11 protein-coding genes are annotated in these 12,158 nt (G+C 41.5%); 3 read left to right on the forward strand and 8 right to left on the reverse strand.

The features are described 5' to 3' along the window. Positions 1–178 precede the first annotated feature (178 nt). On the reverse strand, positions 179–1,240 hold the full coding sequence (gene crtR, locus V7K61_RS15255; protein WP_335054280.1) for a beta-carotene hydroxylase: 1,062 nt from the start codon (positions 1,238–1,240) through the stop codon (positions 179–181). A gap of 742 nt (positions 1,241–1,982) precedes the next feature. On the opposite strand from crtR, the gene V7K61_RS15260 reads away from it, so the two are divergent. Continuing rightward, complete coding sequence (locus V7K61_RS15260; RefSeq protein ID WP_335054282.1) at positions 1,983–2,405, forward strand: lysozyme inhibitor LprI family protein; 423 nt, start codon at positions 1,983–1,985, stop codon at positions 2,403–2,405. Between the two features lie 395 nt (positions 2,406–2,800). Here V7K61_RS15260 and V7K61_RS15265 read toward each other — a convergent pair whose 3' ends face one another. The 7 genes from V7K61_RS15265 to V7K61_RS15295 form a co-directional block, all read right to left on the reverse strand. Continuing rightward, on the reverse strand, positions 2,801–3,508 hold the full coding sequence (locus V7K61_RS15265) for an actin-binding WH2 domain-containing protein (protein WP_335054284.1): 708 nt from the start codon (positions 3,506–3,508) through the stop codon (positions 2,801–2,803). A gap of 42 nt (positions 3,509–3,550) precedes the next feature. Beyond that, the gene (locus V7K61_RS15270) at positions 3,551–4,255 is read right to left on the reverse strand and encodes an actin-binding WH2 domain-containing protein (protein ID WP_335054287.1); all 705 of its coding nucleotides are present in this window, start codon (positions 4,253–4,255) and stop codon (positions 3,551–3,553) included. A 23-nt stretch (positions 4,256–4,278) separates the two neighbouring features. Beyond that, complete coding sequence (locus V7K61_RS15275) at positions 4,279–5,826, reverse strand: FAD-binding oxidoreductase (RefSeq protein WP_335054289.1); 1,548 nt, start codon at positions 5,824–5,826, stop codon at positions 4,279–4,281. 332 nt (positions 5,827–6,158) lie between these two features. Then, positions 6,159–6,587, reverse strand: coding sequence for a hypothetical protein (locus V7K61_RS15280; RefSeq protein WP_335054291.1), 429 nt, complete (start codon positions 6,585–6,587; stop codon positions 6,159–6,161). A 264-nt stretch (positions 6,588–6,851) separates the two neighbouring features. Beyond that, on the reverse strand, positions 6,852–8,870 hold the full coding sequence (locus tag V7K61_RS15285; protein WP_335054293.1) for a pentapeptide repeat-containing protein: 2,019 nt from the start codon (positions 8,868–8,870) through the stop codon (positions 6,852–6,854). A gap of 75 nt (positions 8,871–8,945) precedes the next feature. Continuing rightward, positions 8,946–9,212, reverse strand: coding sequence for a hypothetical protein (locus tag V7K61_RS15290; RefSeq protein WP_335054295.1), 267 nt, complete (start codon positions 9,210–9,212; stop codon positions 8,946–8,948). 78 nt (positions 9,213–9,290) lie between these two features. Then, the gene (locus V7K61_RS15295; RefSeq protein WP_335054297.1) at positions 9,291–9,551 is read right to left on the reverse strand and encodes a hypothetical protein; all 261 of its coding nucleotides are present in this window, start codon (positions 9,549–9,551) and stop codon (positions 9,291–9,293) included. 137 nt (positions 9,552–9,688) lie between these two features. Between V7K61_RS15295 and V7K61_RS15300 the strand changes: the two genes are divergently transcribed. Next, positions 9,689–9,874, forward strand: coding sequence for a hypothetical protein (locus V7K61_RS15300; RefSeq protein WP_094347746.1), 186 nt, complete (start codon positions 9,689–9,691; stop codon positions 9,872–9,874). A 367-nt stretch (positions 9,875–10,241) separates the two neighbouring features. After that, positions 10,242–12,119: an NAD(P)H-quinone oxidoreductase subunit F gene (locus V7K61_RS15305; RefSeq protein WP_335054299.1), complete on the forward strand. Its 1,878-nt coding sequence runs from the start codon at positions 10,242–10,244 to the stop codon at positions 12,117–12,119. Positions 12,120–12,158: the final 39 nt, after the last annotated feature.

Genomic DNA, 12,158 nt, shown 5'->3' on the forward strand with positions numbered 1-12,158 from the left:
AAGGGGAGGGTTAGGGTGGGGTAAAACCTTGATTTCTCAGCTACTTCAGACTTGTGTATACACGTAGGATACTTTGGCGGGGTGGGGCGATTCGGGTTTAATAAGTCATTAAGCTGACTTGATATCATTGGTTATTTACAAATGACCAATAACTAATGACTAATTCACGAGTTAATACCTATTTACGACTTTGTGATTCATCTTGATTTTTAGTTTTTTGATGAGAAAAACGAATTCCTACAAAGATATCGTAAATAAACTCTAAAAAGTCTTTCTTTTGCAATAACCCTGAAGTTTGATAACAGCCTTTTTCATCTAATAAAGGCTTCATCAGATAGTATGTATACTGATATTTGTACCAAGGAATACAAGTCCATAAATGATGAATTAAATGGTAGTTCTGACCTAAAATTAGGATGTTAAGAATTGGGCTAGGATATACACGAGCATTTTTCCAGCGATCGCGTTCAACAAAGGGACGATGGGGCAAATAATCAAAAAACAAGCCCAGTATTAATCCCACTATACCAGAAGGTACAACCCAAAAATTGAGAACGTACATTAAAAAATGATACTGAACTGAGATATAAACAATTGCAACAACAATTGAGCGGCTAATTAGCCATTCCCATAGTTCATATTTGCGCCACAGTCGGCGTCGAAAGAAAAACACCTCGTGGGACAAGAATCGAAATGCAATCATCCACAGCGGGCCACCTGTAGAAACAAAATGATCTGGGTCATCTTTAGGATCGTTGACATGAGCATGATGCTGCAAATGTACTCGTGTAAACACTGGGAAAACAAACCCTAGCATCAGGGCGCTACCATGCCCTAATATGGCATTAATGACTCGATTGCGGTGGGCAGATTGGTGACAAGCATCATGAATTACTGTTCCAGAACAATGCAAAGCAATAACATTAAAACTAAAACACAGCCAGTCTGGCCATTGCCAAAGCCAGTAACCACAATGAGATGACACCAGTACTGTCACCGATGCAAAAAACAGTAGTAGTGTAGGATTGAGATCGCCAGGAGGCGCTAACAATTCTTTTGGTGGAGCTTTCAGCAGTTTTTGTGCTTCTGAATTTACTGTTCTTACTTCTGTATCTACTACGTCTTTAAAGATGACTTCCAAGTTGTTGCCATTTAGCTTTTTATAGTCATCAACGGCTGGGTCGATGATGATTAGGCTTTTGTCCGGGATGTCAAAAAAATTAGGATCTAAAGAGGTCATAATTTTCCTGGTCTTGATTCGTTGATAAAATGGGTTTGAAATCCCAAACTCAGCCAGCACAGAATAGATTTCTTGCCCCGATTAGAGAGATGAAAAGATTGAAAATTTAGCCAATACTCTTCTCTATTCAAATTAGGTATGGACTGTAAGAGATAGGGAATAGAAAAAATTTTGAATTCCTTGCTACACTACACACATAAACAAAATATTTGATTTTTCATTTCGGGAGTTGCTCCTGTTATTCATAATGCCAGCGACAACAGCATACATAGATTTTGGTTTGATATCGACATTTATCGATTTGCCCACTCAATGTTTTTTGCGATGTGCTGAAATTGTGCTTTGTTATTGATTTTGTGAAAAACAATTTTCAACAATATAAAGAATACAGTTATTTGAACGATCAATGCAAGAGTTTTATCGGAATTTAGCTGTATAATAAAAATATTTTAGACACAGATATCATACTTCTAACAAAAATATATATTTTATTTGCGTAAATAAAATTTCATCCCTTTTTCAGGATGATGCAATAAGTATATATACTAGCGATCGCTTATCCCATTTCGATTTCGTGCAGTTGCTGTATTCTTCTTTTAAGCAAAACTCCATCGCTGGAGTGTACTGGTAGCCAAAATCAACCATGACACTTCTTTGTGGAGCATACCACTTCCTACTCTGATTCTGAGTTCGAGGCTACCAAAAATATCAAATTTCTATACTTAACAACAAAGATTTTGCTATGCGTCAATTATTACTAGTTTTTTCCAGTATACTAACTCTCAGCAGTTTAAATACTCCTGCTATGACAATAGCAGGTGCAACGCCGGATTTATCTGAGATGCGCTTAGTTCAAAAGTTAAACTGCAATAATCCTCAAACTCAAGCAGCAATTAATGAATGTACGAAGTTATCTTATCAGAATGCAGATAAAAAGCTGAATCAAGTTTATCAACAATTGATATCTACATTAGAAAGGCCTAGAAAACAGAAATTGATTGCTGGACAACAAGGATGGATCAAGTTTCGAGATACCAATTGTGAGTTTGAAAGAAGCAGATATGAGGGCGGAAGTATTGCTTCTAGCATTTATTTTGGTTGTTTGGAAGATACCACAAAACTGCGTACCCAACAATTACAAGAATATCTGAAAACTGACCCTTAAGCTGAAAGCAGGCTAGAAGAAGCTTTTAGAGATTAGACTTGTTGCATGAATTTAAAGCCCTCACCCTAAATCCCTCTCCCAAGTTTGGGAGAGGGACTTTGAAATTTGCATTTGTGTAAGAGGTTTATTGAGTCAGAGACTCAATGAATGCATTCCCAGTCGGAGACTGGGAACGAGGAAAGTTCAAGCTAGGTTTTATTAACTACTAGTTGTCGTATCATGTCCGTATAATTAGTTATGATTTCCACAGTCATTGCACCCCACCCCCAGCCCCTCCCCGCCTGCGGGGAGGGGAGACAAAGCATAGCTTTGGCGGGGTGGGGTTCTTCAGGTTTAATAAGTAATCTAGCGGACATGATATCACTGGGAACTAGAGTAATTATCTTTTTCTGAGATTAACGCAAACCTAAAATTTCGGAAATCGCCGTTACAATATCCAAATAAAAGTTGCCTTTCACTGCCCGAAACAACTCAAATTTAGAGTCAGGCGCACCAAAAAATGGTCTGAGAAACCATCCTAACTGCATACCAACAAAGGCATAAAGCAATAACCAGGATCTTAAAATAGTGGTGCGAGTTTTTTTACCAACTTCATCTTGTTGAGAAAGTAATTGCATTCCTTCATACAGGAACTTCACGCCAAATACGCCTGTAATGCCAAAAATAAATACATTCAGCAGTTTAAAAAATTGATAAGAATCGGGTGTAGTGATTAGAAAAAATAGCGTAACTGGTGCCAAGCTAAATAAAAGTACGCTAATCACTGATACAGATGTGAGTAATACAACGAAATGCTGTAGAATACTGCTCCGAGAACCAAACAAAACATTAAAAAAGAATAACGTCGGGAAACAAATAATCAGTGTGATTAAATAGAATACCGGAAGCTTAATAGCACCCGATAATGCCTGTCCCCAACTGTGGGATGCACCGATAATTGCTCCATAAAGGGCAAAGAATATAGAACTAGTTACGAACAGAGAACTGATTTTATTTTGTAATCGCACTCCCTGACGAATTTCTTCTAAGAATGACTGGCGATCGCGCAGTAAATTTACTAAAACATTAAATTGTTGAATTCCGCGATTTTGCTTTTTTAGCATGATTTTATAGGTTGTATATTTTGTGGAATTGCTAATGAATAATTAACGGAATCCAAAGAGATAGCTAAGAGATTTAATCACGCTTAAATAGAAATTACCTTCTCTTTCGCGGAATAGTTCAAACACAGAACCAGGTGTGCCAAAAAACGGTCTGAGAGTCCATCCTAACTGACTGCCTACGAAAGCGTAAAGAAATAGCCAAAATTGCAAAATTTTCTGGCGGGTTTTACTACTTTCATCATCTTGTTCTAAAACTAAACTCGTGGCTTGATATAAAGACGAAATACCAATAAATCCAGTGATGGCAAAGATAAAGACATTTAACAGAATTAAAAATTGGTAATTATTGGTGGTAATTAAGAAAAACAGCGTGATTGGGGCAAAGCTAAATAAAAGTACGCTGGTGACTGAAACCGCAGTTAAGACTAATGCTAAATGCTGGGCAAAACTCCGTTTGGAACCAAAAATAATGTTCGCAAAGAACAACGTCGGGATACAAATCAAAAGTGTGATTAAATAAAGGGCTGGGAGTTTAATGGCGGAAGATAAAGCTTGCATCCAGCTATGATATGCACCAATGATTCCGCCATAAGCAGCGATAAATAATGAACTGCAAACCAGCAGCGAAATGATTTTATTTGGTAATCTCGTACCTTGGCGAATTTCCTCTAGAAATCCTTGGCGATCGCGCAGGAATCCAATCAGCACTGCAAAGTATTTGATTCCTGATGATTTCCGTTCCATCATGTTATCCTCACACCGATATTATTCTAAGTTTCATCTGAGTAATCACCGCCAGAACCATACTTCCAAGCATCGATTAAACGATGCCAATAATATTGTTGTTCTTTTGGTTGATTCTTAATCCATGTTTCTAGCATTGGACTTAGCGAAAACAAGGCAGTGTATACACCTAAATTACTGTAATGTAACATCCAATCTAGCAAACTTGCCAAACCTACTTGCGGAATTATCTTGGCAACTATTCCAGGATGATATAAGCCAGTTTTTAACAGTGTTTGCGTCAGTGCCGAAAACTGCACTATATCTTGTAAAAATGGTTTTAGCACTGGTGTACCCAACTGTTGCATTTCCTGAAATACTGCTGAGAGTAATTGGTTAATTTGATTTGGGGCAATTTTTTGATTTACACCAACACTCATCGCCCTTTGAAACAACCAAGTAACAGTCAAACTTGGCTGATAAGGTTGCAGCAGTGTTAACGCTTTTGCAGATAATTGTTCTGTTTCTAGTGCTTCGGAAATGCCATAAGTTAAACGCTTCAGGTGACGCACCATTGCCCCAAAACCACCAAAACTCAAGGGAGATTGATTACCACTGCTATCTCCAGCTGGTAGAATGCGATTCCAAGGGGTTTTTAAGGGACTTTGGCGATAGGTGGGAAAGAAACCAAATAGTGCCCGTTGAAATTTCAGGTTGCTCAACTCCACTCCTTGATATTCTGGTAAAAGACGCAGATATTCCTCAAATAGAGCTTCTAAGCTCAAACGTTGGGGTTCTGCATCCATGTAGGTAAATAAGTAAGTCGTTCTGCCATCTCTGGCTGGAAAAGCTTCCCAGAAGTATTGACATTGATTCTGCAATGATGTGAATGATAATAATAAATCGCCTGAGTTATTTTCTGGAAAACCTTGGGCGCAACTTCCCACAACTAAGCACAGCGCATCTGGTTTTTTGCCTTGGCGTGCTTGTTGGGTGATTGGTGAAAAATGTCCCATCGCGTCGATTAATAACCGAGTTTTGAATTGGTTATTTACTATCACCCCGTCGGGATGAACTACTGCTTCGCTAAAAGGTGTGTTTTCTAACAACTTTCCTTCTGCGGCGAGAAATCGGGTTTTCAAGGTAGCTAGTAGATAAACTGGATCTACGCCGATATTCAAGACATCCTCTACCCAAACTTCTGTACCGCCAGCAAAACTAACTCGCGCTGGGTTATATTGAGTGGCGATCGCACTCTCTAATTCTTCCTCAGTCAGCAAGTTTAATTCCACAAATACATCTAATTCTTTGCGAGAAATATTCCACTCTTGTTCCCTCCCCCGCAAAATACCCCGTTCCAGCAATGCTACCCGCAATCCCTTCACCGCTAAGGCGCAACCAATTAAAATGCCCAATGTGCCACCGCAGATAATTACATCGAAGTCAGTATCGCCTAAAGGCTGTTGACTTTCTTTAACTAACGTTGGTATAGGTGCGGTGTTTTCTCGCCCAGATGTGAGAATGCGATCGCTTTGGCGCAATCCTCCTAAAACATCGCCGGGTAATTGGGAAAGAATTTCTTCAGTTAAAGACATTTTGGAAAAATTTAACTCTACATTCCAAAACTACCTGAGAATGAAGAAAGTAGATACGATATTATTTATGGAGAGCTACGAGCGCCTTGCACTCTTTCTTCTATTCTTTAATGTCTGGTTTCTCGGAATCCGGTGAATCAGGTAATATCATGTCCGCATAATTAGTTATGCTAACCGCAGTCATTGCACCCCACCCCTTAATCCCCTCCCCGCTTGCGGGGAGGGGAGACAAAGCGTAGCTTTGGCGGGGGTGGGGTTCTTCGGGTTTAATAAGCAATCAAGCGGACATGATATAACTGATTTATTTCAAGGGTTGGGACAGATGGAGTAAATCAGTTTACTTTTTTCAAAGTACCAGTAATTACTGAACCTGGATCAGTTTGGATAAGAAAGATTTCTTTGCCTCCATCAACAATAATACCGCTTAAAGAACCATCACCATATATCAACACCGTACAATCTTGTTTAACACTATAGAGTCCTGATACTGCCTTGTTTGTAGATATAGTACCGTCAGTGCTCTGAGCAACTGTTCCTTGAAAACTTCCCGTTCCATTAAACTTGTAGAAACCAACTTCAGCTAAAGGCGTTGCTGCAAACGTCCCATTGAAATTAATTCCATACCTACCTTTTATAGTTGCATTATTACAAGAAGGCGCAGCTTGGGCGTTCACCTTTTGAGAGATAGCGTCTGAAATGGTCAATGCTGACACAGTACCAATTATTAACGTCGTAAAAAAGCCTTGGATTTGAAAGTTCATTAGATTCATGTAATCAAGACACCTTTGCATAAATATTGACATAAGACTTATGCACTGTACAAATTAATCACGTCTGTATACTTTTGAGGAATATCTCATCTCATGTCCGCATAATTAGTTATGATTTCCACAGTCATTGCACCCCACCCCCAGCCCCTCCCCGCTTGCGGGGAGGGGAGACAAAGCGTAGCTTTGGCGGGGGTGGGGTTCTTCGGGTTTAGTAAGTAATCAAGCGGACATGATATCACCTACGATCGCGTTAAATTATCCCAAACCGAATAGTTTAGAAATGGCAGGCAATAATTTATTAGTCGCTTCAACTAGAGAAGCAACAGCAGGTAAGCCGGTAAATATCCCTTTCAACATGGTAATGGCTGTTTTTGCCGTCTTTTGCTTGGTGGATTCTTGAGGATTTTTACCCGCTTCTGCCAAACTGTTCACCTGTTCTAGGGCTTCGGTTTTGTCTTCTTCTGACAAATATGTGGATTGTACGATCGCATCTTGCAACTGCGACAATAATTCTTTAATTCCTGGTTTCTCGGCATCGGTTGCATCAGGTAACTGATTGAGGGCAATACTCACGTTACCGCTAATGGTTCCTAGATTAGCAATAGAATTATTGCCAGCGATACCGCTAACATTACTGCTGCCTTGAATATTGATGCCGCTGATATCTGACATATTTGTATCTCCTTGAGTATAAAATTTCGGCTGCTTGAGAGCAGTATCTACCATATTTTCTAAACTAATAATGCGTTTATCTTTTTCTACCAGCAATAATTGCTGACTCTGCGATAAGGCTTTGAGTTGATTATAATCATCAAAATATTCTGCACTGAGTTGAGATTTATCGCTACCTGCGGCGGTTTTGGCTCTGAGCAAGATTTTATCATTGCCGCGCTTCTCCATTGCCACGATTTCTAACTCGGCTTTGGGATGGTTTTCGGCAAGGTTTTTGAAGGCGATCGCAACAGCGCGGGGGTCAACGCCTTGATTATGGTAAAGGTCGAGGGTGTCAAAAATTGGCTTGATAAAGTTGGCAAAATCCCCGTCTGCAAATACCTCTTGTTTATTATCAGGTTTGCGGAGCGGGTCGGGGTCTTCTTTGGTGGGTAAGCGCATGAAGACATATTCACACTTCACCCCATGCAATTTAGTCGTATTTGTAATCCCCCAATCTTCAATATAAGCTCCGGTGAGTGTTGCACCTGTTAAATCTGTGCCGTCTAGTTGCGTTTGCTTTAGCTTTGTTCTTGACAAATCGGCATCTTGCAAATTGGCTTCACTGAGATCAGCGCCAATAAAACTGGTATCAGCTAGATTTGCTGATTGTAAGTTGATACCTCGCAAGTTTTCACGGTAAAAATTCTTATCCTGTCCCTGTCCTGTAATCAGCAGTTGACGTACTTGTAAGTTTTGAAGATAAGTTGAGCCAGGACGAACACGGTCAAGCATTTTGGCTTGATACCAACGGCTACAGATAAGAATAGTGTTTCGCAAATCTGTACTTTTGAGTGTGGCTTGGGTGAAATCAGCATTGGTTAAGTTAGCGCCACGAAAACTTGTACCTCCTGTTGCAGCAAAGGCAACAGCAATATTGCGAATTAAGGAGTGTTTTTGATCTCCTTTCATGGCTCGCCAGCTGATGTAGATACTAAATAACGTTCCGGCTCCGGCTATGACTCCGACTATGGCTCTGGCTCTAACTATGGCTCCGGCTATGGCTGCGGCTGCGGCTGCGGCTAAGGCTCCGGCTCCGGCTCCGGCTATGGCTCCGATTATGACTCCGGCTGCGGCTGCGGCTCCGGCTCCGGCTCCGATTATGACTCCGGCTCCGGCTGCGGCTGCGGCTCCAGATCCGGCTAGGCTTCCGGCTATGGCTACGGCAAACACTACGGTGAGGTCTACGGCTAAGACTCCTAAACCAGCTGCTACTCCTTGGCAAATTGTGACGAAGAAAAAGGCAATTAATACGATTAGGGCAGCCCAGCCGCCAATTTGAAACTCTAAGCTAGAAGTATCAAATATTCGTGACACCAATAACCCGTTGACAACCCATAACAATCCTGAAAGTCCCGACAAAAGACACGAGACAAGGACTAGGAAAATTGCCCAGCGGCGTTGCAGTCCAGCTTTGGCATGACTGAAGTTTGCCCCTGCCAGGTTAGCACCACTAAAGTTTGCCCCTCGAATGTCGGCATAGCTAAAGTTTGTACCCGCAAGGTCTTGTCTGCCTTTGAAGTTGCGTCCTCGGAGATTTTTACCGGAGAAGTCTTCAGCCATGTTGCACTTTACGGAGGTGAGCAAATTTTACTACACGCTCACGCCTGTAAATTCAGGAATGGTTAGATATATTTGTTAGTTGAGCTTCAAAGGTGCAACTTCGAGGATAAAAGGCGCAACTTCGAGCTTCAGAAGGTCAACATTGAGCCTCAGAAGGTCAACGTCGAGCCTCAGAAGGTCAACGTCGAGCCTCAGAAGGTCAACGTCGAGCCTCAGAAGGTCAACATTGAGCCTCAGAAGGTCAACGTCGAGCCTTAGAAGGTCAACGTCGAGCCTCAGAAGGTCAACGTCGAGCCTTTGATACTCAACGTCGAGCCTCAGAAGGTCAACGTTGAGTATCAAAGGCTCATTTTTGCACTTACTTTTATATTAAAACTCGATGTGCGACTTAATATTTTGACCTCTCTCCAAACCTCTTTCCTAAAAGGAGAGAGGCTTTGATTTTTGCTCCCCTTCCCTTGTAGGGAAGGGGTTGGGGGTTAGGTTTGCGTCTAAGTTGGCAGCTAGAGAACCGTGAGATACTGCGCCGATGAAATTTGCAAGGCGATCGCTACTTTGGGTGGGTACGTTAGATGCTGATAATTTTTGGGTACGTGCAAGTTGTTGAACATACTGCAACACGTCTTTTAGGTGTTGTGGCAGTTGTTCAATAGCGTCAAAGATAGCTTGTTTCGTTGTCATGGCGATCGCTCAATGTCGCTTTCAGGTTATTAATATTTTATGTGCTAAAGTGCGGTTCGCTCACGCCCAGAAACTTTAACCGAGTCTATTATGTGGATATAGGCACTGCATAACAACTTGGATTACAGGAAATACTGATGGAACGCTCGAAAATAATTGCTATTCTTACAGGTGCGATTTCGATCATTTTAGCGATCGCTTACCTCATCGTAGTCCAACTCCTGGACTACCGAGACATGAAACCCGCCCCCATCAGCCAAGTTGATTCACCACCTGCTATTACTATCTCTCACTGGCAGGTTGACAAAATCACCCAAATATAAATTATCTTGAGTCGATTTGTAGAGACGCAATCAATTGCGTCTCTTGTCATTTATATGAATTGATAAAACTAATGATAACTATTGATTCATCCCTCATTCGATGGATAGATAAGAATAAATACCTATTATTACTTGCTGAAATAGTTGATTATATAAGAAATAATTAGAGTTATTATCTTAAATTTATTTAATTAACTAATTCCATTTTGACAGATATAACGGTAAGCTGTTTCTAACAAAATTAAATAAACATAAATTTGCATTATCTGCGGCAGCTACGCCCGTCGTAGACATCGTTGGGTTAACAGGGATCAACGCCAGTTGATTTAAAACCCCAAATTTTTGATACAAATTTAGAGGTAAGTTAATGGCTCAGTTTCTACTAGAGACTGTTTGGCTAGTTCCGTGCTATGCCTTAATCGGTGGTTTGTTAGCCGTCCCTTGGTCGCCAGGGATCATTCGGAAAACGGGGCCAAGACCGGCGGGTTATGTAAATTTGGTGATGACATTTTTGGCGTTTGTACATAGTGCGATCGCTTTACAAGCAACTTGGAATTATCCAGCCCAAGAAGTATTTATTCCGTGGTTGTCTACGGCTGGTTTAGACTTAACCATTGCTTTGGATATATCCTCAGTCAGTGTCGGCGCTTTGGTTGTGATTACTGGCTTGAACTCGCTGGCGCAGATTTATGCGATCGGCTACATGGAAATGGATTGGGGTTGGGGACGCTTCTATTCTTTATTGGGATTATTTGAAGCCGGATTATGTGCCCTTGCTTTGTGTAATGATTTGTTCTTCAGCTATGTAATTTTGGAAGTCCTAACGCTGGGAACCTATCTACTAGTCGGCTTATGGTTTAGCCAGCCGTTGGTAGTTTCAGGTGCGAGAGATGCTTTCTTAACCAAGCGGGTGGGAGACTTATTCTTGCTAATGGGCGTGTTGGCATTATGGCCTTTAGCTGGAACTTGGAATTATCCAGAATTAGCTGAATGGGCGGCTACTGCTAACGTCAACCCGACAACTATGGCGCTGGTAAGTTTAGCTTTAATTGCTGGGCCGATGGGTAAATGTGCCCAATTTCCCCTGCATTTATGGCTAGATGAAGCGATGGAAGGCCCTGTTCCCAGTACGATTTTGCGGAACTCGGTAGTAGTAGCTAGTGGTGCATGGGTGCTGATTAAATTGCAACCTGTGTTAAGCATCTCGCCCATAGCTTCCTCGGCGATGGTTGCGATTGGTGCGGTGACAGCCGTTGGTGCTTCTTTAATTGCGATCGCTCAAATCGATCTCAAACGCTGCCAATCCTATTCTGTCAGCGCATACATGGGTTTAGTATTCATCGCTGTGGGAGTGCAAGAATACGAAGCGGCGCTATTGTTAGTACTCACTCACGCCATATCCGCAGCCTTATTGGTGATGAGTACTGGGGGAATTATTTGGAATAGCATCACCCAAGATGTTACCCAATTAGGCGGATTGTGGACGCGTCGCCCGATTTCTGCGATCGCTTTTATCGTCGGGACATTGGGATTAATTGGTTTTCCACCACTGGGTAGCTTTTGGGCGCTGGTGAAATTAACAGATGGGTTGTGGGAAACGCAACCTTGGTTAGTGGGAGTAGTAATCGCGGTAAATGCTTTAACAGCCGTGAGTTTAACCAGAGAATTCGCTTTAGTTTTTGGCGGTAAACCTACACAAATGAGTCAGCGATCGCCTGAAGCTCACTGGCCGATGATTTTGCCAACAATGATTTTACTTGGTGTCAGTCTACATCTTCCTTTAGTGTTGCAAAGCTTATCACTTTTACCCGATTGGGCAAGCCTAAATAAAGATGTTGCACTACTTTTAATTTGGTCGAGTATTTTCGGTTGCAGTATCACTGGCGTGATTTATTTAAGCAACATTCCTAAACCGATTCGTCTCCCTTGGCAAGGTTTGCAGGACTTGTTCGCATACGACTTTTACACCCCCAAACTCTATAAAATGACCATCATTTTTGGAGTTGCCAAAATTTCCCAACTTGCCGATATGATTGACCGCTTTGTAGTCGATGGCATCGTTAACTTCGTTGGTTTATTTTCGCTATTAGGTGGCGAAGGTCTTAAATACAGCAACTCTGGGCAAACCCAGTTTTATGCACTCACTGTTCTTTTAGGAGTGAGCTTTTTAGGAATGTGGGTAACTTGGCCATTTTGGGGAATACAGTTTTTAAATTTGGTTTTTCAAATCTCGACAATTGGATAGCAGTCAACACAGTTTAGATCAGCCCAAAACACTTGTAGA

The organism is Nostoc sp. (assembly GCF_036918015.1).
Taxonomy (GTDB): Bacteria; Cyanobacteriota; Cyanobacteriia; order Cyanobacteriales; family Nostocaceae; genus Nostoc.